The organism is Gammaproteobacteria bacterium, from assembly GCA_016712635.1.
In the GTDB taxonomy this organism is placed as follows: Bacteria; Pseudomonadota; Gammaproteobacteria; order SZUA-140; family SZUA-140; genus JADJWH01.
Genome location: JADJQS010000006.1, coordinates 262,682 through 285,669, shown reverse-complemented (window position 1 = coordinate 285,669; position 22,988 = coordinate 262,682). Strand labels below are relative to the sequence as shown.

The 22,988-nt window shown below is 65.6% G+C and carries 21 protein-coding genes; all 21 read right to left on the bottom strand.

Annotated features, from left to right (window positions below; genetic code table 11):
- Window positions 1-140: 140 nt before the first annotated feature.
- Window positions 141-659, bottom strand: coding sequence for an aspartate carbamoyltransferase (locus IPK65_08245; GenBank protein MBK8163125.1), 519 nt, complete (start codon window positions 657-659; stop codon window positions 141-143).
- 406 nt (window positions 660-1,065) lie between these two features.
- The gene (locus IPK65_08240; protein ID MBK8163124.1) at window positions 1,066-1,500 is read right to left on the bottom strand and encodes a VOC family protein; all 435 of its coding nucleotides are present in this window, start codon (window positions 1,498-1,500) and stop codon (window positions 1,066-1,068) included.
- Window positions 1,501-1,575: 75 nt separating this feature from the next.
- Entirely contained in the window at window positions 1,576-2,067 is a 492-nt protein-coding gene (locus IPK65_08235; GenBank protein ID MBK8163123.1) for a VOC family protein, read from the bottom strand.
- A 106-nt stretch (window positions 2,068-2,173) separates the two neighbouring features.
- A complete protein-coding gene (locus IPK65_08230; protein MBK8163122.1) occupies window positions 2,174-2,854 on the bottom strand; it encodes a dihydrofolate reductase in 681 nt (226 codons plus the stop codon).
- Window positions 2,855-2,962: 108 nt separating this feature from the next.
- A complete protein-coding gene (locus IPK65_08225) occupies window positions 2,963-3,415 on the bottom strand; it encodes a GNAT family N-acetyltransferase (GenBank protein ID MBK8163121.1) in 453 nt (150 codons plus the stop codon).
- Between the two features lie 348 nt (window positions 3,416-3,763).
- Entirely contained in the window at window positions 3,764-4,453 is a 690-nt protein-coding gene (locus IPK65_08220; GenBank protein MBK8163120.1) for a DUF4238 domain-containing protein, read from the bottom strand.
- A 700-nt stretch (window positions 4,454-5,153) separates the two neighbouring features.
- On the bottom strand, window positions 5,154-6,539 hold the full coding sequence (gene tilS, locus IPK65_08215; protein ID MBK8163119.1) for a tRNA lysidine(34) synthetase TilS: 1,386 nt from the start codon (window positions 6,537-6,539) through the stop codon (window positions 5,154-5,156).
- A complete protein-coding gene (locus IPK65_08210) occupies window positions 6,523-7,479 on the bottom strand; it encodes an acetyl-CoA carboxylase carboxyltransferase subunit alpha (protein MBK8163118.1) in 957 nt (318 codons plus the stop codon). Before IPK65_08210 ends, tilS begins: the two co-directional genes overlap by 17 nt.
- A gap of 214 nt (window positions 7,480-7,693) precedes the next feature.
- Window positions 7,694-11,161 carry a DNA polymerase III subunit alpha gene (gene dnaE / locus IPK65_08205; GenBank protein ID MBK8163117.1) on the bottom strand — a complete coding sequence of 1,156 codons (3,468 nt, stop codon included), beginning with the start codon at window positions 11,159-11,161 and terminating at the stop codon, window positions 7,694-7,696.
- Window positions 11,162-11,203: 42 nt separating this feature from the next.
- The gene (rnhB, locus tag IPK65_08200) at window positions 11,204-11,782 is read right to left on the bottom strand and encodes a ribonuclease HII (GenBank protein MBK8163116.1); all 579 of its coding nucleotides are present in this window, start codon (window positions 11,780-11,782) and stop codon (window positions 11,204-11,206) included.
- Window positions 11,783-11,814: 32 nt separating this feature from the next.
- Window positions 11,815-12,966: a lipid-A-disaccharide synthase gene (gene lpxB, locus IPK65_08195; GenBank protein MBK8163115.1), complete on the bottom strand. Its 1,152-nt coding sequence runs from the start codon at window positions 12,964-12,966 to the stop codon at window positions 11,815-11,817.
- Window positions 12,967-12,976: 10 nt separating this feature from the next.
- Window positions 12,977-13,747, bottom strand: a complete 771-nt coding sequence (lpxA, locus tag IPK65_08190) for an acyl-ACP--UDP-N-acetylglucosamine O-acyltransferase (GenBank protein MBK8163114.1) — start codon at window positions 13,745-13,747, stop codon at window positions 12,977-12,979.
- Window positions 13,744-14,184, bottom strand: coding sequence for a 3-hydroxyacyl-ACP dehydratase FabZ (fabZ, locus tag IPK65_08185; GenBank protein MBK8163113.1), 441 nt, complete (start codon window positions 14,182-14,184; stop codon window positions 13,744-13,746). Before fabZ ends, lpxA begins: the two co-directional genes overlap by 4 nt.
- 52 nt (window positions 14,185-14,236) lie before the next feature.
- Window positions 14,237-15,271, bottom strand: coding sequence for a UDP-3-O-(3-hydroxymyristoyl)glucosamine N-acyltransferase (lpxD, locus tag IPK65_08180; GenBank protein ID MBK8163112.1), 1,035 nt, complete (start codon window positions 15,269-15,271; stop codon window positions 14,237-14,239).
- A 27-nt stretch (window positions 15,272-15,298) separates the two neighbouring features.
- Window positions 15,299-15,838: an OmpH family outer membrane protein gene (locus IPK65_08175; GenBank protein ID MBK8163111.1), complete on the bottom strand. Its 540-nt coding sequence runs from the start codon at window positions 15,836-15,838 to the stop codon at window positions 15,299-15,301.
- Between the two features lie 20 nt (window positions 15,839-15,858).
- Window positions 15,859-18,153: an outer membrane protein assembly factor BamA gene (gene bamA, locus IPK65_08170; protein ID MBK8163110.1), complete on the bottom strand. Its 2,295-nt coding sequence runs from the start codon at window positions 18,151-18,153 to the stop codon at window positions 15,859-15,861.
- 22 nt (window positions 18,154-18,175) lie between these two features.
- Window positions 18,176-19,543 carry an RIP metalloprotease RseP gene (gene rseP, locus IPK65_08165; GenBank protein ID MBK8163109.1) on the bottom strand — a complete coding sequence of 456 codons (1,368 nt, stop codon included), beginning with the start codon at window positions 19,541-19,543 and terminating at the stop codon, window positions 18,176-18,178.
- Window positions 19,540-20,730, bottom strand: coding sequence for a 1-deoxy-D-xylulose-5-phosphate reductoisomerase (locus tag IPK65_08160; GenBank protein MBK8163108.1), 1,191 nt, complete (start codon window positions 20,728-20,730; stop codon window positions 19,540-19,542). The genes rseP and IPK65_08160 overlap by 4 nt, the downstream gene beginning before the upstream one ends.
- Window positions 20,727-21,587: a phosphatidate cytidylyltransferase gene (locus IPK65_08155; GenBank protein MBK8163107.1), complete on the bottom strand. Its 861-nt coding sequence runs from the start codon at window positions 21,585-21,587 to the stop codon at window positions 20,727-20,729. The genes IPK65_08160 and IPK65_08155 overlap by 4 nt, the downstream gene beginning before the upstream one ends.
- Window positions 21,580-22,365, bottom strand: a complete 786-nt coding sequence (locus IPK65_08150; protein MBK8163106.1) for an isoprenyl transferase — start codon at window positions 22,363-22,365, stop codon at window positions 21,580-21,582. The genes IPK65_08155 and IPK65_08150 overlap by 8 nt, the downstream gene beginning before the upstream one ends.
- A 65-nt stretch (window positions 22,366-22,430) precedes the next feature.
- Window positions 22,431-22,988 carry a ribosome recycling factor gene (gene frr, locus IPK65_08145; GenBank protein MBK8163105.1) on the bottom strand — a complete coding sequence of 186 codons (558 nt, stop codon included), beginning with the start codon at window positions 22,986-22,988 and terminating at the stop codon, window positions 22,431-22,433.

Genomic DNA, 22,988 nt, shown 5'->3' with positions numbered 1-22,988 from the left:
TCCCGCGGGTCGACGCGACAGGTGTCGACGCAGTGCTCTCGCCATGTGCGACTTAGCCGCGAACGGCATCTACGTCATTTATGCAAAGCATCCGGTCGGTTGGCGCGGTGGTCAGGACTGACTCCCGTCATGATCTCTGCTTATTGATTCCCGTGCATATGATGATGAGAATGACCCGGAATAGCATGACGGGCATGATCACTGAGCTGGGCATCGAACCATCGATGGATGGCATTGATCAGCCCAGCATCATTACTTGAGTAGTCGATTTCCGCACCGCCGGGCAGTTCCTTATACACAATCCTGATCCGGCCCGCTTGCGCCGCCCTCAATTCCGCCAGGCCCGGCATGTCATCACCATGGATTTCCGCAGGATCCGAAAAGTTTCCTTGCGTGAACTCCGTTGCGATCTCTGACAGGTGCTCGCGTATCAACTCGACTTGTTCGGTATTGGAATCGTCCTTGACGATGACCTGCTGCAGGCCGCCCTGGTCCGTTTTCGTAAAGATATGGGTTGTCTGCTCCAGGCTGAATGGCATCACATGCGCCCCGTGCCTGGCGACCTCGTCCAGCCGCTCCTCCGTCGCCTTCTCTGCCGCATGGGCGGAGAATGCTATCAATAACAGCGCAGACAATGTCACGGTCAGTCCTTTCTTCATTTTGTCTTTCCTGTTGTATGGTTGATCATGGTCATTCCCTGGCCCCCCCCCCCCGCCCCCCCTTCCCCACCCCCCCCCCCCCCCCCCCCCGCTTTTCTGCCCCCCCTTTTCCCCCCCCTTTTCTTCCCCCCCCCCGGGGGGTTGTCCCCCTTTCTCCCCCCCGTTTTTTTCCCCTTAAAAACCCCCCCCCCGCGCGCCCCCCCCCCCCCCCCGGCGGGTGCCCCCGGGCCTGTGGGGCGCTGGCGTTGCGGGCAGTCTGGGCCCCCGCACCCCCCCCCCCGCTATTTTTTCGCGCCCCCAAAAAAAAAGACGCGCCCCCCCCCGGCTGGCCGCCGCCGGCGCGGCCCTATTCAAGAGCCTTGATCCGATGCGAGGTTATGCGTGCCTCGCATTGAACGCTGCCTGATCACTCCTGGAACGTAATGCGGACCGAGGCAGCGCTGCGAGTTGCTTCACCATGGTAAACCGCCTCGATGTTGTTGCCGTCGGGGTCCAGAACAAAAGCGGCGTAGTAGCCGGGATGGTATGGACGCTCCCCAGGGGCGCCATTATCCGTGCCACCGTGGGCCAGTGCGACGCTGTAGAACGCGTCCACCATGGCCCGGTCCTGCGCCTGGAACGCCAGATGATGACGCCCGGTCAGCCTGCCTTGAGCGGCCTGGCTGTCGGCAGTTGATACGAACAGCTCATCCGCCCAGAAAAATCCATCGCCAGCACCTCCCATGGGGACGCCCAGGACACCAAAGATCGCTGTATAGAAGTCCCTGCTGGCAGAAAGATCTCGCACCACCAACTGGATGTGATCAATCAGACGACCGCGATGCAGTTCTTGCGCCTCCATTGGCTCCTCCTTACGAATGACATCCAACGCAAAAATATACGGCGGTGTGCGTGCGGTTAAACGACGTGTCAGATATCACTTCCGGCCACGAACCGCTGCCTCGATCACGGCGATATCGATCTTTTTCATCATCATCATGGCATCGAACGCCCGCCTGGCGGCGGAGCGATCGGGGCTGGTATATGCCTTGATCAACGCGACTGGCGTAATCTGCCAGGAGATTCCCCACTTGTCCTTGCACCAGCCGCACTCGCTCTCCTGGCCGCCGTTTCCGACGATCGCGTTCCAGTACCGATCGGTCTCGGCCTGATCCTCGGTGGCGACCTGGAACGAAAACGCTTCACTCTGCTTGAACGCGGGCCCACCGTTAAGTCCCAGGCAGGGAATGCCCATCACGGTGAACTCGACAGTCAACACGTCCCCCTGCCTGCCCGACGGAAAGTCGCCCGGTGCGCGATGCACAGCCCCGATGGACGAATCGGGAAAGGTCCTGGCGTAGAACCGCGCCGCTTCCTCGGCATCGCGTTCGTACCAAAGGCAAATCGTGTTCTTTGCGATCTTCGTCATGCTGTTCCTCCATCGTGACTGGAATCAGGGTCTGCTTGGTTCCGGACGACTGCGTCGAACCCCCGTTGGCGGTCTGACGCCATGCCGGTCAGCGGCCGGCCCGCCATCACCCGACGCCGGGTTCCGGCGTGCAATCGTGCCCCTGGCGCCGGAGTACAACATGGGTGGCTTTCTCCGACGCAACGAACTGAACGCATTCGTATCCCAGCGCGCGCATGTCAACCCCGTCGAACAGCCGCTCTCCCCCGCCCAGCAGGACCGGCGAGACAGCGACGTGAAGCTCATCGATGAGGCCCGCACGAAGATATTGCCGGATGGTGCCAGGTCCGCCGCCAATGCGCACATCCATTCCGTTGGCTGCCTCGCGCGCCCGGTCAAGAGCCTCGTGAATACCGCCGGTGACGAAGTGGAACGTCGTTCCGCCTTCCATCCGGATGGGCGGACGCGCGTGATGAGTCAGGATGAACGTTGGAACATGATAGGGTGGGCTATCCCCCCACCAGCCTTTCCAGTTCATGTCGGGCCAGGGACCGCGAACCGGTCCGAACATGTTTCTTCCGAGAATCCAGGCGCCGACATTTCTGAAGCCCCGCGCGGCGAAGTCGTCATCAATCCCCGTTGTGCCGCCGTCGGCGCCGAACAGGGTCCGCTGGAGCGTCCGGGTCGGGATTAACCACTGGTGCAAATCTGTCCCGCCCACGCCGAGCGGATTCCTGATGTCCTGATTCGGACCGGCTCCGTATCCGTCAAGCGAGATGGTAAAGCTCTCAACCCGGACGCGTGTCATTCTAATACCTTCCTTTCGATTGACGCCTGACGCTCGGGCTCAGGGGCGCGTAGCGAAGCGGAGCGTCCCTTGGGCCCATTGTTATGTGATCATTTACTCTGCAACTAATCATTTAAACCTCAAAAACAAACCGAGGTAGTTATCATGGATGGCGCTCTTCCAAGGCTTGCCATAATGCCGAAAACCCAACGTTTCTAAGATTCTCACCATTCCAGGATTGGCAGAAACTTCTGTTGAAGCCATAAGGTTATCTTGACCGTGCGCATCAACCAGCAACTTCGCAACATTCCCGGCGATACCTTTTCGAGTATGTTCCGGGTCAGTAAACAAATATCCAAGCTCCCAATCGAAATCATCACTCAGTTCTGAGAGATCAGCTTTTTGTTCAGAAAAATCTGATTTCGTTTTTGTCTTTATTGCGCCTATGCCAACTACTTCCTCATCTATTCTTGCGATGCAAAGGAGTTTGCACCTATCGGCCTTTTTGCTCAGGTCGCCTTGAACCTTCCCCTGCCGCCTCAGGGCTTCCGCGAAAGTTTCGAACCGAATTGTTGATCTCATTCTTGGCGACGACCTGAAATTCAATCCTCATGCCGATGGTGTTCCCGGGTTTCTTACACATAACGCTGTGCATAAGCCGAGAGCAAAAGCGCCTCGCTTTTGCGAATCGGGCGACCGAAGGGGAACTTATGCATTGTTCGGCGTCCCCATTTCCAAAATATCTCCGATCGTATGAAGTGCCGCTTCCACAACAGCAACGACGACAAGCACCAACGTCAAAATATTCATCTGCCTTGCCATTTTGTCTTGCTCTCGACAAGCAACGTTTGTAGCCGTAGTTCAGGGCGACGGCTCGGGATCGCCGAACCCCGAGCCATCAGAGAACCGGAGGCCCCCGGCCGCGGCTCGTCAGAGCCGTCGCGCCTGCAGCGAATGGTTAGACATCAACACGGCATGCCTCATACCGGTTGAGAATAATCTGACCAGTACCTGCCGGGATGCGCACAACGTTATTTTGGACCCTCCACGAGGTTTCACTTCCAGCCATTGGTCACGGCAAGAATGAAGAATAGTCATTTCCGCAGACCTGACCATTTCCCTGTTCAATAGATGGACAAACTCAGGTTTTGCTGACGCAACCTCATCTTGGGTTCTTTGGTATCTATCCAGCTCCTCAAGGCGGAACTCTGGCGTTCTCGGATCCCTTTTTGTTAGAAGAGCCAATTTTGGAGTTAACGGAACGTACGTGATATCCGTATACGCGCCTTCTCTTAGGTATATCGTCGGCGCAGGATTGTCTGAGGTGATGAATGGCGTGTCTGTTTCATTGTGGAGTACAAGCCATCCTGAGCAGAACAATCTACAAGACAGCGAGGAAAGAACCGCAATTGATTGGGCATGAGCGTACTCGGGGTCAACCTTGACCTTTATGCCGCCGGAGCTGACTTCCCTTTCGATTATTTGTTTTATATCTGGATCAAGCTCGCCGTCCTCCAGCAATGCCTGCGCCAGGTCTCCCGAGCTCCCTCCATTAGCGCCAGCGCGCGCAGGTCCTGGGAAAAGAATACCGCTTATCTCAATGCGCAGATCCGCAAACATTTCCGTTTCAGAAGCGGACCCGCCCAGGATTTTGAAGTGGGGAGGTATGACAGGATCTGGCGAAAGTGGTCTTATCGCCATCAATCTCGCAGATCTGCTCCGGCCCTTGGCTTTCCGACAAGTTTGCAGTCTCTTAACGTGGGATGCCTCCCTCTGCGCGGAAACCCGCAGGTACGTTCGCAGGGATCCTTTGACACGCTACAGCACATCCTTGATGTCTAACAGTATCGAGCTAAGCCGCGCGCGACAGCTTCGGTATTAATACCTCTGCTCATTGATCGCGCGTCGGCTTTTGCGAGTGGTTGAACGGCATAGGGCTCACGGGGCATGCGCAGTTGCCCTGGATTCTGCAATCTGCACCAGCTGCCTGATAATGTGGGATAAATTGGACTAAGCGAAGCAATCGCCGTCCGCATTAACGCCGTTATGCGACGCTTGCGTTGCTTTATCGCCATGTTTTTCGCCCAGCACTATCCGCCATTTGTAGGGTCCGCTCATATTTTATTGTTAAAACTTCTGGGCTTGGGCTTCTTTCCGTGAGGCCTATGATCGGTCAACATTGAGTAGGTATAAAAGTTATACGTTATAACGTAGCAGTTTTAGATATAACACGCATCGTGACTCCCAGATCACGCTGATTCTTCAGAAGAACCATGACATTCACGCGTACAAACGGATAATGTATCGGATATCCGCCACCTCACCCATTCCGGCCACCCTCTTCCGGCGTCAAGGCCTGAAACGTCCATTCAAGCTCCACGCCCGCCTCGCCCTCGCCGGCCTGGAAGCCTTCGCAGATGAACAGGTCGCCGGCGGCGGCGAGCTCGTCGCCGACGTAGAGCAGCGGCACGCGTTCGCGCAGCCAGGGCGGGACGGCGGATTCCTGCAGCAGCTTGCGCAGTTCGTGGGTGTGGCCGCGGCCGGCGGGGCGGCAGTGCTCGCCGCCGCGGCGGAAGCGGACGGTGACAGGGCGATCCTTGAGCAGCACGCGCCGGATGCCGTGCCCGGCGACGTGGCGCGCGACGAGGCGGCCGCCGCAGGTGGGCAGGTCGAGCGGCGCCGCGAGATCCCACGGCACGACCTGTTCCGGGTCGTGCGGCGGCAGCGGCCACATGGCGTAGAGCAGGCTGCGGTAACGCCGCACCTCGGCGCCGGGCCAGGCGAGCAGCGGCGCGCTGTCCTGCGCCGCCTTCAGGATGTCCTCGTGCAGGCGTTCCAGGTGCGCCGTGCTCGGCAGCGGCAGCTCGAGCGTGCGCAGCCAGTAGCGCAGCACGTTGTTGAGGCGCTCGGGACTGAGCTGCATCAGTGCGTCGATGGAGAGCGTCGCGGCCTTGGGGCCGGCGACGGCCGTGAAATCCTCGGCGCCGACCTCGTCGAGCAGGCGCGCGGATTCGGCGTGGTGCGCGGCGCTGCGCGACAGCGTACGGGCGAAGGCCGGCCACTGCCGCTTCAGGAGCGGCATGACCTCGTGGCGCAGGTAGTTGCGGCGCAGGCCGGTGTCGAAGTTGCTCGGGTCGTCGATCCAGCGCAGGTCTCGCGCCGCGGCATAGGCCCTGAGCTCGGCGCGCGTGAGGTCGAGCAGCGGGCGGGCATGCCAGCCGGCGGCAAACGGCGCGTGCGGCGGCATCGCCGCGAGGCCCGCCACCCCGCTGCCACGCAGCAGTTGCAGCAGCACGGTCTCGGCCTGGTCGTCCTGGTGGTGCGCGGTGAGCAGGCAGTCGCCGGCCTCGATCAGCGCGCGGATCGCCGCGTAGCGCGCGTGGCGCGCGGCCGCCTCGGGGCTCTCGCCCGACCCCGGCCGCGCGTCGACCTCGACCGCGTGCAGCGGGATGCCGAGCGCCTCGCAGGCGGCTCGGCACTCGCGCGCCCAGTCGGCGGCGGCGGGCTGCAGGCCGTGGTTGACGTGGACGGCGCACAGTTCGGCCTCGATCCGCGGGCGCAGCTCGGCCATGGCGTGCAGCAGGACGGTGGAATCGAGGCCGCCGCTGAAGGCGACCCGGTAGCGGCGGATGCCGGGCAGGCGCTCCAGCGCCGGGAGGACCCGATCGAGGACTACGGCGCCGGGATCATCAGCCTTTGAAGACACCGTAACTCATGATGCGCTGGTAGCGCGTCTTGAGCAGGTCTTCGATGCGCTTGCTGTCGAGCCGCGCGAGCGATTCGACCAGTGCCTGCCTGACGGTCGCGATGGTGGTCTCGACGTCGCGATGCGCGCCGCCGAGCGGTTCGGGGATCACCTGGTCGATCAGGTTGAGCAGCTTGAGGCGCTTGGAGGTGATGCCCATCGCATCGGCCGCCTCGGAGGCGCGGCTCGCGCTCTTCCACAGGATGGAGGCGCAGCCCTCGGGCGAGATCACCGAGTAGGTGCTGTATTCGAGCATCATGACGTGGTCGCCGACGCCGATGGCGAGCGCGCCGCCGGAGCCGCCCTCGCCGATCACGGTGCAGATCACCGGCGTGCGCAGGTCGGACAGCACGAGCAGGTTGCGCGCGATCGCCTCGCTCTGCCCGCGCTCCTCGGCGCCGATGCCGGGGTAGGCGCCGGGGGTGTCGATGAAGGTCAGGATCGGGAGCTTGAAGCGCTCGGCCAGCTCCATCAGGCGCAGCGCCTTGCGGTAGCCCTCGGGGCGCGGCATGCCGAAGTTGCGCCGCACCTTCTCCGCGGTGTCACGCCCCTTCTGGTGGCCGATGACCATCACCGGACGATCGTCGATGCGGCCGATGCCGCCGACGATGGCGGGGTCGTCCGCGTAGCGGCGGTCGCCGTGCAGTTCCTCGAACTCGGTACAGATGCGCTCGACGTAGTCCAGCGTGTAGGGCCGCTGCGGATGGCGCGCGAGCTGCGAGATCTGCCAGGCGGTGAGCTGGGAGAAGATGGTCTCGGTCAGCGAGCGGGCCTTGTCCTCGAGCCGCCCGATCTCCTCGCTGATGTTGACCGCCTTGTCGGTGCCGACGTAGCGGAGTTCCTCGATCTTGGCCTCGAGCTCGGCGATCGGCTGTTCGAAATCCAGGAAGCTGAGTTTCATCAAAAGTCGGTGTAGCCGTTTTTTGGGGGACATCCGCCTGTAACCGCCATTCCCGCGCGGGCGGGATCGGACTGTGCGGATATCCCCGGATTGTTGTCAGTTCAACACTACGCTGCACGCCATTGTGTCATAAAGATTTTCCGGCGCAAGTGGGGGCGGCGTTATTGTCCCGGCCGCGCCGGCCCCGCTTGACAGCCGCCGGTTTTGGTCCCACTCAATAGATCACCCGCACCCCGTCCGGTCCCGCCACCTCGCCCAGGCGGTGCAGCAGCTCGTCGGTGGGATTGACGCTCCATTCGCGGCCCAGGGCCATGCGCGCCCGCGCGCCCGCGCCCACGTAGTTGATCCACACCGGGCAGCGGCCCTCGCGGAACGGCTCGAGGATGCGCGCGAGCATGGCGCTGAAGCCGTTCGCGGCGGCGCGCGCCTGCACGTCGATCTCCACCCCCTTGGCGTACACCCCGCGCGCGCGGTCGATATCATAGATCTTCTCCGCGCTCATGCGGTATCCGCCCGAATACTCGTCCACGCTGACGCTGCCCTCCACCACCAGCAGCCGGTCCTTGACGAGCAGCTCGCGGTATTTCTGGTAAGCCTCGGAGAACACCGCGATCTCGATGCGGCCGCTGCGGTCGTCCAGCGTGAGGAAGGCGATGCGATCGCCGCGCCGGCTGTTCATGGTGCGGATGGCGACGACCAGCCCGGCCACCACCACGGTCTGGTCCGCCGTCGGCTTGAGCTGCGCGATCGACGCCGAGACGAAGCGCGCGAGCTCCTTGCGATAACGTTCGATCGGGTGGCCGGTGAGATAGAGACCGAGGGTCTCCTTCTCGCCGAGCAGGCGCTGTTCCTCGTCCCACTCCGGCACCGCGCGCGCGAGCGCTTGCGTGATGTCGTCGTCCGGCCCGGCATTCGCCGCGGCACCGCCGCCGCCGAACAGGTCGTTCTGGCCCAGCTCGCTGTCGCGCAACTGGCGCTCCGCCATCTGCAACGCCTCGGTGAGCAGCGTCATCGAGCGCGCGCGGTTGGCGTCAAGCACGTCGAGCGCGCCGGAGCGGATCAGCGCCTCGAGCACGCGCCGGTTGGCCTTGCGCGGGTCGATGCGCCGGCACAGGTCGAACAGGTCGCGGAACCGGCCGTGCTGCGCGCGCTCGGAGGTCAGCCCGCCGAGCGCCGCCTCGCCGACACCCTTGATGGCGCCGAGGCCGTACAGGATGGTGGCGTCGTCCTGCACCGTGAAGGCGAAGTCGCAGAGGTTGATGTCGGGCGGCTGCACCTTGAGGCCCATCGAGCGGCACTCGTCGATCAGCATCACGACCTTGTCGGTGTTGTCCATGTCCGCCGACAGCACGGCGGCCATGAAATCGGCCGGATAGTGCGCCTTCAGCCAGGCGGTCTGGTAGGCGATCAGCGCGTAGGCCGCCGAGTGCGACTTGTTGAAGCCGTAGCCGGCGAACTTCTCCATCAGGTCGAAGATGTGGGCGGCGGTCTTCTCCTCCACGCCGCGCCGGACGGAACCGGCGACGAAGCCGGCGCGCTGCTTGGCCATCTCCTCCGGCTTCTTCTTGCCCATCGCGCGCCGCAGCAGGTCGGCCTGGCCCAGGCTGTAGCCGGCGAGCACCTGCGCGATCTGCATCACCTGCTCCTGGTAGAGGATGACGCCGTAGGTGGGCTTGAGGATCGGCTCGAGATCGGGGTGCGGGTAATTGGCCCGCTGGCGCTTGTGCTTGACGTTGATGAAGTCGTCCACCATGCCGGACTGCAGCGGGCCGGGGCGGAACAGCGCGACCAGCGCGATGACGTCGTCGAAGCAGTCCGGCTGCAGGCGCTTGATCAGGTCCTTCATGCCGCGCGACTCGAGCTGGAACACGGCGCTGGTGGAACAGCGCTTGAGCAGCTCGTAGGTCGGCGCGTCGTCCATCGGCAGGTTGGTGATGTCGATGGCGGCGCCGGTGCGGCTGCGGATGCCCTTCACCGCGCGGTCGATGATGGTCAGCGTGCGCAGGCCGAGGAAGTCGAACTTGACCAGGCCGACCGCCTCGACGTCGTCCTTGTCGAACTGCGTCACCGTCGCGACCGAGCCCTGCTCGCAGTACAGCGGCGTGAAGTCGGTGAGCTCGGACGGCGCGATGACCACGCCGCCGGCGTGCTTGCCGGCGTTGCGCACCAGGCCCTCCAGCGCGCGCCCGAGGTCGATCAGGGTGCGCACCTCCTCCTCGTCCTCGTAGCGGCTCCGCAGCTGCTCCTCGTCCTCCAGCGCCTTGTCGAGCGTAATGCCGAGCTCGAACGGGATCAGCTTGGCGATCTTGTCGACGAAGCCGTAGGGATGGCCGAGCACGCGGCCGACATCGCGCACCACGGCCTTCGCCGCCATGGTGCCGTAGGTGATGATCTGCGACACCTTCTCGCGGCCGTAGCGCTGCGCCACGTATTCGATCACGCGGTCGCGCCCGTCCATGCAGAAGTCGATGTCGAAGTCCGGCAGCGAGACGCGCTCCGGATTCAGGAATCGCTCGAAGAGAAGCTCGTATCTTATTGGATCAAGATCAGTAATATCCAGAGAATACGCGACCAGCGAGCCCGCGCCCGAGCCGCGTCCCGGCCCCACCGGGATGTCGTTCGCCTTGGCCCAGCGGATGAAGTCGGCGACGATCAGGAAGTAGCCCGGGAAGCCCATCTTGGTGATGACGCCGAGCTCCAGCTCCAGCCGCGCCGCGTACAGCGCGCGCCGTTCGGCCTCCTCCTCCGCCGTGGCGCAGGCGGGCATGCGCTGCATGCGCCGCGCGAGGCCGGTGCGCGCCTCCTCCGCGAAATAGGCGTCGGCGCCCATGCCCGGCGGCGTGGGGAAATCCGGCAGCACATTCTCGCCGAGGCTCAGCTCGAGGTTGCAGCGGCGCGCGATCTCGACGCTGTTCTCGATCGCCTCCGGGATGTCCGCGAACAGCTCCGCCATCTCCGCCGGCGTGCGCAGGTACTGTTGCGCGCTGTACTGGCGCGGCCGCCGCGGATCCTCCAGCGTGCGCCCGCTGTGGATGCACACGCGCGCCTCGTGCGCCTCGAAGTCCTCCGGCGTGAGGAAGCGCACGTCGTTGGTGGCGACCACCGGGACGCCGTGCTCGAGCGCCAGCCCGACCGCGTCCTGCACGTACTGCTCCTCGCGCGCGCGGCCGGTACGCTGCAGTTCAAGGTAGAAGCGCTGCGGGAACAGGCTCGACCAGAACTCGAGCCGGCGCGCGGCAAGCGCGCGGTTGCCGGCGAACAGCGCCTGGCCGATGTCGCCCTCGCCCGCGCCGGACAGTGCGATGAGACCCCCGGCGGCGTCGCGCAGCCAATCGCGCCGCACGGTCGGCATGCCATGATACTGGCCCTCGATGAAGGCGCGCGAGATGAGCCGGGTGAGGTGCAGGTAGCCGCCGCGGTCCTGGCACAGGAGCACCACCCGCGCGGGCGCGTCCCTGGGATCGTCCTGCACCCACAGGTCGACGCCGGCGATGGGCTTGACGCCGGCCGCGACCGCGGCGCGGTAGAACTTCACCAGCGCGAACATATTGCACTGGTCGGTCATCGCCACCGCCGGCATGCCGGCGTCCGCCACCGCCTGCACCAGCGGCTTGATGCGCACGATGCCGTCGATCAGGGAGTAATCGCTGTGGACGTGGAGATGGACGAAGCTGGGCGGCATGGCCGGTATTTTAACCAAGCCAGGCGGGACCCGCGAGGACGTTCATGCGCCGCCGAGCAGGTCGCGTACGGGCGCGAAGCTGCGCCGGTGGACCGGCGTCACGCCCAGGCGCTGCAGCGCCTCGACGTGGTCGCGCGTCGGATAGCCCTTGTGGCGGGCCAGGCCGTAGCCCGGATAGAGGGCATCGAGCGCCTCCATCTCGCGGTCGCGCGCCACCTTGGCCAGGATGGAGGCGGCGGCGATGGCGGCAACCTTCTGATCGCCCTTGACTATCGCCTGCGCGGGGCAGCCCAGGCGGGGGCAGCGGTCGCCGTCGACCAGGACCCGGCGCGGGGCGGGATCGAGCGCCGCCACCGCGCGCTGCATGGCAAGCAGGGTCGCCTGCAGGATGTTGAGGCGGTCGATCTCCTCGACCTCGGCCCGCCCCAGCGCCCAGGCAAGCGCCTGCGCCTGGATGGCCGCCTCGAGGCGCAGGCGCCGCGGCGCGGACAACAGCTTGGAATCGTTCACCCCCGCGATGGGGCGGTCGGGGTCGAGGATCACCGCCGCCGCGATGACCGGACCCGCGAGCGGGCCGCGCCCGGCCTCGTCGACGCCGGCGACCAGCAGCTCCACGCCGATCTCGAAGACCGTCACCGGTTCCGCCACGATGCTCACGCCGCCGCCCCCCGGCGCCGCGTGACCAGATCCAGCACCGCCTCTGCCGCCTGCGCGTCGGCGTCGCGGCGCAACATCGCATGCAGTTCGGCGAAACGCTCGCGCAGCCGGCCGGATTGTTCCGCGGCGTCGAGCGACTCCAGCAGCGCCGCGCCAATCGCCGCGGGCGTGGCTGCGTCCTGGATGAACTCCGGGACCAGATCCTCGCCGGCGAGCAGGTTGGGCAGGGCAAAGCGATCGATATACAACAGGCGGCGGGCCAGCCAGTAGGTCAGCGGCGCCAGCCGGTAGGCAACCACCATGGGACGCTGCAGCAGCATCGCCTCCAGGGTGGCGGTGCCGCTGGCGAGCAGCACGGCGTCGGCGGCCGCCATCACCTCGCGCGCGCGCCCGTCGAACAGGGTCACCGGAAGTTCCGGGGCGGCTGCCAGCGCCGCCGTGAAAATTTCGCGCAGCTCCGGAGTGACCAGCGGCACCGCAAAGCGCAGTTCCGGGCGCCGTTCGCGGCACCAGCGCGCGGCCGCGACGAACAGTTCCGACAGGCGGCGGACCTCGCCCTCCCGGCTGCCCGGCAACAGCGCGATCAGGCGACCGGCAGCCGGCAGCCCGAGCGCCGCGCGCGCGGCCATCCGGTCGCCGCCGCCGGGCGGAATCGCATCGGCGAGGGGATGGCCGACGCAGCGTACCGCGATGCCATGCTGTTCATAGATTGCGGTCTCGAACGGAAACAGCGTCAGCACGAGATCGTCCGCGCGGGCGATCTTGCGCAGGCGCCGCGCCCGCCACGCCCAGACCGTCGGACTGACGTAATGCACGGTGGGGATGCCCGCCGCGCGCAGCCGCGTCTCCAGGCCGAGGTTGAAATCGGGGGCGTCGATGCCGACGAAGACGTCCGGCGGATCGGCGCGCAGGCGCCGGATCAGGTCGGTGCGCAGCGCACGCAGTTCGCGATAGCGCCCGAGCACCTCGACCAGGCCCATCACGGAGAGTCGTTCCATCGGATGCCATGCGCGGCAGCCCGCCGCGATCATGCGGGGCCCCGCGACGCCCTCGAACACCGCGTCCGGAATCCGCGCCCGGAGCGCACGGATCAGGCCTGCGCCGAGCATGTCACCGGAGGTCTCGCCCGCGACCAGGGCTATGCGCAGCACAGCGATGTCAGCGCACGATGCCGCGCTGCGAGCGCTCGATGAAGTCCGCCATGACGGCGACCTCCGGGCACTCGGCGCCCAAGGCCTTCAGTTCGGCGACTGCCTGCTCCTGCAGCAGCTTCGACCGGTAGACGATCTTGTAGGCCTGCCGCAGCATGCGCACCGTGGCCGGACTGAAGCCGCGCCGCCTCAAACCCTCGACGTTGAGCCCGTAGGGCTTCGCCATCTGGCCCGACACCAGCACGTAGGGCGGCACGTCCTTGATGATCATGCTGGCGGCCGAGGAGAAGGAGTGCCGGCCGAGCACGCAGAACTGGTGCACCAGTGAACAGCCGCCGAGGATCACGTAATCCTCGATGACGACGTGCCCGGCGATCTGGGTTCCGTTGGCGAAGATGGTGTTGTCGCCGACGATGCAGTCGTGGGCGATGTGGACGTAAACCATGAACAGGTTGTCGCTGCCGATCCGGGTCACGCCGCCGCCCTGCACCGTGCCGCGCTGCAACGAGACGTACTCCCGGATGACGTTGCGGTCCCCGATCTCGAGCGTTGTCGCTTCGCCGCGGTATTTCTTGTCCTGGGGCACCTCGCCGATCGACGCGAACTGGAACACCTGGTTGTCGCAGCCGATCCGGGTCGGCCCCGTGATCACGACGTGCGGGCCGATCCGGCAGCCGGCGCCGATCTCCACATCGGGACCGATGATCGAAAACGGTCCGATGCTGACGCCGGCAGCGATGCGGGCGGCGGGATCGACGATGGCGCGCGGGTCGATCACGCAGTCACTTCCTTGGAGGCGCACATGATGTCGGCGCTGGCGGCGAGCTCGCCGTCAACGCGCGCCTCCGCGCTGAAGAACCAGATGTTGCGTACGTTGCGCGCGAACTTCACCTCGATCCTGACCTGGTCGCCGGGCCCGACCGGGCGCTTGAAGCGCGCCTTGTCGATGCCGACCAGGAGATAGAGCGAACCGTCCGTGGGCTGCGAATCCGTGGTGCGGAAGGCGAGGATACCGGTCGCCTGCGCCATCGCCTCCAGCAGCAACACGCCCGGCATGACCGGCTGCACCGGGAAATGGCCGGTGAAATAGTGTTCGTTGTAGGACACGTTCTTGATCGCCACGAGGTAGTCACCCGGGGCGTAATCGATCACGCGGTCGACCATCAGGAATGGATAGCGATGGGGCAGATACTTGAGGATATCCTGGATATCCATGCCCGCGGCTTCGTTCTGGTTCGTGTCTTTGTCGTTCATCCGGATCCCGTGTTTACTCGCCATCGTCAATCTTGGCCATGACGAGCTTCTCGAGTTCGTGCAGGCGTTTAGCCATCTCATCCAGCTGTTTCATGCGCGCGTGGTTCTTGCGCCAGGCCGCCGTCGCCTCCAGCGGTGCGCCGGAGGAATAGCTCCCGCTTTCGGTAATCGAGTGCGTCACCAGCGTCCGCGCGGTGATCTGCACGTCATCGGCGATCTCAAGATGGCCGAGGATACCGGCCCCGCCCCCGATCGCACAGCGGCGGCCGATGCGCGCGCTGCCGGCGATGCCGGTGCAGCCCGCGATCGCGGTATGCTCGCCGATGTGCACATTGTGGGCGACCTGGATCTGATTATCCAGCTTCACCCCGTCCTCGATCACGGTATCCCCCAGCGCCCCGCGGTCGACGGTGGTGTTGGAGCCGATCTCGACATCGTTGCCGATAATCACGCAGCCGAGCTGCGGGATCTTGATCCAGCCGTCGCGGTCGCGCGCGAAACCGAAGCCGTCGCTGCCGATCACCACCCCCGGATGGATCAGGGCGCGCTCGCCGATGCGGCAGCCGTGGCGCACCGTCACCTGGGCCACCAGCGTGCTGCCGGCGCCGATCTCCACGCCGTCCTCGATGATGCAGCCGGGCCCGATGCGCACATCGCGGCCCAGGCGCACCTGCGCGCCGATGACCGCGTGGGCGCCGATGCTGACCCCGTCCTTGAGTACGCTCGAGGTCTCCACGCAGGCGGTGGGATGCACGCCCGCCGCCGGCCGCCGCGCCGGATACAGCAGCTGCGCCACGCGGGCGTAGACGGCATAGGGATTGTCCGTGACGAGTGCGTGGGTCGGGCACTCGCCGGCGTAGCGCGGCGCCAGGATGACGGCCGCGGCGCGCGTGCCGGCCAGCAGGCCGCGGTAATGGGGATTCGCCAGGAACGAGATCTCGCCGGGGCCGGCCTGTTCCAGGGTGGCGACCGCGTGCACCATGCAGCCGCTGTCCCCGTGTATCTCGCCGCCGAATCGCTCCGCCAGATCTCCCAGGCTGAATTCCACCCGCCGCTTGTCCCTTCGAGGTTTTTGTTATTTGCCCTTCGAGGCGGCGGAGGCGCCCTGATAACGCTTCTTCAGGCCTTCCAGCACCTGGTCGGTGATGTCCAGCGCCGAATTGGCGTAGGCGATGCCGTCGAAAAAAATCAGATCGAAGCGCTGTGCGCTGCCGATGTCCTCGATGGTCTGCTTGATGAGCACCTGCAGGTTGCCGATCGCGTCGTTGCGGCGGATGTTGACGTCCTCGCGGAATTCATCCTGCATGCGGCGCAGCTCGCGCTTGCGCGAGAGTATGTCCAGCGTCTGCTTCTTGCGCTCGTCCTCGCTCATCACCGCGCCGTCGCGCTGCAGCGCCTCTTCCAGCCGTTTGATCTTGTCCTGCGCGAGGGCGATCTCCTCCTCGCGCGAGGCGAATTCGTCCTTCAGGCGGTTGGTGGCGTCCTTCGCCTGCGGCGCCTCGTCCAGCAGGCGCGCCGCATCCACGTAGCCCAGCCTCAGCTCCGCCGCGGCCGCGAATGCGCCACCCGCCAGGGCGGCGACCAGGGTGACCACAATCAATGCAATCTTCTTCAATGTCCGGCTCCAGATAGGTATTAGAAGAAAAACGACCCGAGCGTGAACTGGAATCTCTCTGTATCGTCCTCCGGCTGGTCGTTCATGGGCCACGCCAGACTGAAGGTCATCGGTGCGATCGGGGTAAACCAGAGTACGGAGACGCCCACCGACTGACGCAGCTCCCCGGTGTCGAAATCGTCCACGTCCGCAAAGACACTACCAATATCAAAGAAAGTGCTTACGCGCAACGATTTGTTGTCCGCCGCGAACGGCAGCGGGAAGATAAATTCGAGGTTGCCCACGGTCTTGAACGCCCCCCCGCGTGCGTCGCCATCCTCCTGCGGACCGAGCGAACTCGAACTGTAGCCGCGCACCGACTCCGGGCCGCCGGCGTAAAAGTTCTCGAAAAACGGCAGCCCGGTGGTATCGCCGTAGCTGTCGCCGTAGCCGACGTCGCCTTTCAGCAACAGGGTGTAATCCCCGTACAACGGCAGGTACTGCAGCGCGCGGTAGCGCAGCTTGTAATACTCCAGCCCGCTCCCGGGCATCGCGACCTCGGTGCTGATGCTGTGCAGCCTGCCGCGGCTGGCAAGGATGGCGCGGTTGCGCGTGTCGTGGGTGATTCCTCCGGTCAGCTTGTAGATGTCGAAATGATCGGAGTTCTCCGCGATGAAGTCGAAGATCGACTGCGGCGTGCTGTCGGTGGTCTCGATGCTGGTGTTCTCGTAGCCGAGCGACAGGTTCGCGGTATTGAACTCGCTCAGCGGAAAGCCGTAGTCGACGCTGACGCCCTTGACATCGGTCGTGTAGTCCACCACCACCGAGGTGTCGCCCGCGTCGGTCTCCCGGCTGAAGATGCTGAAGCCGCGGCTGATGCCGTTCAGTGTGTAGTAGGGATTGGTGTAGGAAAAGCTGTAGGTCCGGTTGATCGAGCTGTTGTTCACCGTGGCGCTGACGCGCTTGCCGCTGCCGAGCACGTTGTTCTGGCTGATGCTCGCGTTGACCAGGAATCCCTGCGACTGCGAGTAGCCCACGCCGGCGGTGAGCGAGCCGGAGGGCCGCTCCTTGACGGAGAAGTTGACGTCGACCTGGTCGGCGAGCCCCGGCACGGCCGGAGTCTCCACCGTGGCCTCTTCGAAGAATCCGAGCCGGTCCAGCCGGGTGCGTGACAGGTTGACCTTTTCAGTGGAAATCCACCCGCCCTCCATCTGGCGCAGTTCGCGCCGGATGACGTCGTCCTGCGTCTTCGTGTTGCCCGCGACATTGATCCTGCGCACGTAGATGCGCCGGCCCGGATCGACGAAGAAGACCAGTTCGACCTCGCGCCTGTCCTTGTCCACCTTGGGCGACGGATTGACGTTGGAGAATGCGTACCCCTCCCGGCCCAGGCGTTCGCTGATCGCGGCGGCGCTCTGCGTCGCCGCCTTGCGCGAGAACACGTCGCCGTCCCCGATGCTGATCAGCTTGCGCAGCTCATCCTCGGGGACGATCAGCTCGCCGGCGAGCTGCACGCCGGAAACGGTGTACTTGTCTCCCTCGGTGACGTTGATGGTGATGTAGACGTCGCTCTTGTCGGGGGTGACGGAGACCTCGGTGGAGTCGATGGAGAAGTTGATGTAGCCGTTGTCCAGATAGTGCGAGCGCAGGGATTCGAGGTCGCCGGACAGCTTGCGGCTGGAATACTGGTCGCTGTCGGAGAAGAAAGCGAACATGGTGCGCGGGCTGAGCTCGAAGGCATCCAGCAGTTCCCCGTCGCTGAACGCCCGGTTGCCGATCACATTGATGCGGCGGATCTGCGCCACGCCGCCTTCATCGATGTCGATGACGATGTCGACGCGGTTGTCGGGGAGTTCGGTGACGGTGCTCTGCACCTTGACGCTGTATTTGCCCTGGCTGAAGTACTGCCGCTCGAGCTCGAGCTTCATCTTCTCCAGCGAGGAGCGGTCGAAGATGCCGCCCTCGGACAGGCCGATGGATTTCAGCGCCTCCTTCAGCTGGTCCGTGGTGATGTCCTTGTTGCCCTCGATCTTGACGGTGGCGATGGCCGGCCGTTCCACCACCTCGACGACCAGCACGTCGCCGTCCTCGCGCAGGCGGATGTCGTGGAAGAAACCGGTCTTGAACAGGGCGCGGATGGTGCCCGCCGTGCGCGAGGCGTCGAAGGTCTCGCCCACGGTCACCGGCAGGTAGTTCAGCACCGTGCCGAGCGAGATGCGCTGCAGGCCCTCCACCCGGATGTCCCTGATGACGAAGGGGTCGAACGACCAGGCACACCAGGACGCCGTCAGGCCGAGGATCAGGGCGGTCAGTCTGTAACGCGCGCGGGAAATCATCCGATGATTCTGGGGGTCTGCCTTAACCGAAGAGCTGAACGATGTCGTTGTAGAACGCCAGGACCATCACCCCGATCAGGAGCGCGATGCCTATGCGCTGGCCGAAGGCCTGCACCTGCTCGGACAGCGGGCTGCCCTTGACCAGCTCGATGAGATAATACAGCAGATGCCCGCCGTCCAGCACCGGGATCGGCAGCAGGTTGAGCAGACCAAGGCTGATGCTGATGAGGGCGAGGAAGCCGACGAACTGGACGATGCCTGCGTCGGCGGAGGCGCCCGCGTACTGGGCGATGCGGATCGGCCCGCCGAGGTTGGAGGCGGACACCTCGCCGCCCACCATGCTGACGAGCATCTTCGCCGTCAGCCAGGTCATGTCCCAGGTGCGCTGCGCGGCCACCAGCAGCGCCGTCGGCGCCGCATAGCGTTCCTTCGCGCGCAGTTCGTCGGCCTGGTCGTCGGCCGCGATCTTCACCGCGGCGCCGATGCGCCCGATGTCGCCCTGCTCCGTCGCCACGCGCTGCGGCGTCAGCGTGATGGCGACCGCCTCGCCGTCGCGCTCGACCTCGGCCTCGAGTTCCTGCTCCGGGCGCGCGCGCACATAGTCGACCCATTCCTCCCATTGCGCGATCGGGCGCCCGTCAACCGCGACGATGCGGTCGCCCGCGCGCAGGCCGGCCTGTTCCGCCGCACCGCCCGGCTCGAGCGTGCCGATCACCGCCTCCAGGCTGGGGCGGTATATCCCGAGCCCGATCACCTGCAGCAGGTTGGAGCGGTCGACGCCGGCAGGCAGCCGGCCGAAATCGAGCGCGCGCTCGTGCCCCTCCCCGTCGGCGTCGATGACACTGACCGCGACGCGCTCGCTGCCGAGGCTGCGGTTGAGCAGTTCGAGGAAGACCATGTTCCAGGTCGCGGTGTCCTCGCCATCGACGGCAGTGATGAGGTCGCCGGAGCGGAAGCCGGCCTCGGCCGCGAGCGAATCCCTGTTCACCTCGCCGACGAGCGGCTTGATCCCGTCGACGCCGAGCACGAAGATCAGCCAGTAGGCCAGGATGGCGAACAGGAAATTGAAGATCGGACCGGCCGCGACGATGGCGAACCGGCTCGCCAGCGGCTGGCGGTTGAAGGCGTGCGGCAGATCGGCCTCCGGCACCGGCGCCTCGCGCTCGTCCAGCATCTGGACATAGCCGCCGAGCGGCAGCGCCGCGATGACGTACTCGGTCTCGTCGTTGCGGCGGTGCCAGCTCCACAGCGGCATGCCGAAACCGACCGAGAAGCGCAGCACCTTGACCCCGAGCCGGCGCGCGACGATGAAGTGCCCGAACTCGTGCACCGTCACCAGCACGCCGATGGCGATGATGAAGAAGAATACGGAGGACAGCACGCCGTTCACGCCATCACCCCCAGCGCGGAATCGTGGATCCACTCCGCGGCGCAGGCGCGCCCGGCGCGGTCTGCCGCGAGGATCGCATCCAGCGTCGCCGCCTCGTGCGCCGGCACCGCGGCCAGCGCGGCCTCGACGACGGCGGGGATGTCGGTGAAGCGCAGGCGGCGCTCGAGAAAGGCGTGCACGGCCACCTCGTTCGCGGCGTTCATGACGGCCGGCGCGGTACCGCCCGCGCGCGCCGCGTCGAACGCGATGCGCAGGCAGGGGAAGCGCCCGAGATCCGGCGCCTCGAAGTCGAGCCGCGCGACGTCGAACAGGTTGAGGCGCTCGGCGCCGGATTCCATGCGTTCGGGCCACGCCAGCGCGTGCGCGATCGGGATGCGCATGTCGGGGCTCGCGAGCTGCGCCAGCATCGAGCCGTCGACGTATTCGACCAGGGAATGGATCACGCTCTGCGGGTGCACGACAACCTCGATCATCGTCGGATCCGCGTCAAACAGCCACTTTGCTTCAATCACTTCCAGCCCCTTGTTCATCATGGTCGCGGAATCGACCGATATCTTGCGCCCCATCACCCAGTTGGGGTGCGCGCAGGCCTGCTCCGGCCGCACCTCGTGCAGCGAACGCGGCTGCAGGCGGAACGGCCCGCCCGAGGAGGTCAGCAGGATGCGTCGCACGCCGACCCGCGCCAGGCCGCGGGAATAGTCGCCCGGCATGCACTGGTACACCGCGTTGTGCTCACTGTCGATCGGCAGCAGCACGGCGCCGCGGGCGCGCACCTCCTCCATGAACAGCGCCCCGGCCATCACCAGCGCCTCCTTGTTGGCCAGCAGGACGCGCTTGCCGGCGCGCACCGCGGTGAGTGTCGGCAGCAGCCCCGCCGCGCCGACGATCGCCGCCATGACGTAGTCCGCCCCGGGCAGTCCCGCCGCGCGGCACAAGCCTTCCATCCCGGCCGCGACCTGCGTGGCGCATCCAGCTTCGACCAGTTTGCGCTCCAGACGTTCCGCCGCCGCGGCGTCGGCCATCACCGCGAGTTCCGGGCGGTGGCGCAGGCACTGCTCGAACAGCCGGTCGACATCGGAGTTCGCGGTCAGCGCGGCGACCCGGTAACGATCCGGCCGGCGCGAGATCACGTCCAGGGTGCTGGCCCCGATCGATCCCGTCGCCCCCAGGATGGTCACGCCGATCATGCCACCACTCCCTGCCAGATCAGACCCAGGGCGAACACCGGCGCGGCCGCGGTCACGCTGTCGATGCGGTCGAGCATGCCGCCATGTCCCGGCAACAGGCGCCCGCTGTCCTTCACACCCGCCAGACGTTTGACCATGCTCTCAAACAGATCGCCGATGATGGAAAACAGCACCGTCACGAAACCCAGCAGCGTCAGGGACACCAGGGTGCGCCAGTCGAGGCCGAACCACAGGCCGGCGCCCAGCACCGCCAGGGTCGCCGTCGCAAGCCCGCCGTAGACCCCTTCCCAGCTTTTTCCGGGACTGACCTCCGGCGCGAGCCTGGTGCGCCCCCACAGGCGCCCCGCGACGTAGGCGCCGCTGTCCGCCCCCCACACCACGAGCATCAGCAGCAGCACAAGGTAGCCGCCGGCGAATGCATTGCCATGTATGACGATCACACCGAGCCAGGCCGGCACCAGCACGATGACACCGAGCATACCGAAAAGCCAGCGGGGAGGAAAACCCGGCGGGCGGTCCGGCCGGAAGGAACGCAGAAAGCCGGCCGGGTCCCGGCTGTAGCGCCGGATCAACGTCATGGCGACAGCCCACCAGATCACGGCGCCCGCCAGCACGAACTGGCGCAGCAGCGGCACCGTGGCGAGCCAGGCGGCGCCGGCGATGGCGGCGCCCACGAGCGCGAGGTAGGCGGCGCGCTCCCCGCGCCCGGACAGGCCGACCAGCCCGGCCCATTCCCACGCCCCGATCAGCACCATCAGCGCGACGCACAGCGCGAAGTACTCCGTAGGCAGCGCGAGCACGCACCAGACGAAGAGGGGGAGCAGTACCGCGATGGTGAGCAGGCGCTGCTTAAGCACCCTTGGCCTGCTCTACCTGGTCACCGGTGCGCCCGAAGCGGCGCTGGCGCGATGCGAACGAGGCCAGCGCCTCATCGAAGGCCTGCGCGTCAAAATCGGGCCACAGGGTCGCGGTGAAATACAGCTCGGTATACGAGAGATGCCACAGCAGGAAATTGCTGATGCGCTGCTCCCCCCCGGTGCGGATGAAGAGGTCCGGTTCGGGCAGGCCGCGCAGGCAGAGGTTCTCCTCGATCATGCCGGTGTCGATGTCGTCGGCCCGGATCTCGCCCGCCTCGACCCGCCGCGCGACCTGCCGCGCCGCCTGGGTGACGTCCCAGCGGCCGCCGTAGTTGAGCGCGATGACGAGGGTCAGCCCGCTGTTCGTTGCGGTCATTTCCTCGGCCGAACGCATCATCTCGATCAGTTTCGGCTTGAATGCCGAGCGCTCGCCGATGAACAGGAGGCGCACGCCGTTCCTGTGCAGCTTGTCTATCTCGCGCTGCAGCGAGGTCAGCAGCAGATCCATCAGCAGGTCGACCTCGGCCTCCGGCCGGCGCCAGTTCTCGCTGCTGAAGGCAAACAGTGTCAGCACCCGGACGCCCTTTGCGGCGCAGGCCTCGACGATGGTGCGCACCGCCTCCACCCCCGCGCGGTGCCCGGCGATGCGGGGCATGTGGCGCCGCCTGGCCCAGCGGCCGTTGCCGTCCATGATGATGGCGACGTGCACGGGCGGCGCGGCGGACGGTTCCGCCGGGGCCGGGGTGAGTGGGGGCGAACTCTTGGAGAAAAACGCCATGCGGATGCAAACCGGGACTGTTGATCGGGGACTTTCCGAAATGCTGGACGGCGGCCGCTGAGGTTTTACACCTCCATCAGTTCCGCTTCCTTTTCATGCAGCAGTTTTTCCACCTCGGCGACGTACTTGTCGGTCAGCGCCTGGATCTCCTCCTGTCCGCGGCGCTCCTCGTCCTCGCTGATGTCCTTCTCCTTGAGCAGGTCCTTGAGGTCGCCGTTGGCGTCGCGGCGCACGTTGCGGATGGCGACGCGCGCGGCCTCGGCCTCGCCCTTCACCACCTTGACGAAATCGCGGCGCCGTTCCTCGGTCAGCGGCGGGATCATCACGCGGATGACGTTCCCGGCGGTGGAGGGGTTGAATCCAAGGTTCGAGGCGATGATGGCCTTCTCCACCACGGGCACCATGGCCTTCTCCCACGGCGTCACGGTGAGCATGCGGGCGTCGGCCGCGGAGACGTTTGCCACCTGGTTCAGCGGCATTTCGTTGCCGTAGTACGACACGCGGATGTGGTCCAGCAGGCTGGTATGCGCACGCCCGGTGCGCACCTTGGAAAATTCGTGCTTGAGCGACTCGATTGACTTGCGCATGCGGGAATCCGCGTCTTTCCTGATATCAGTGATCAT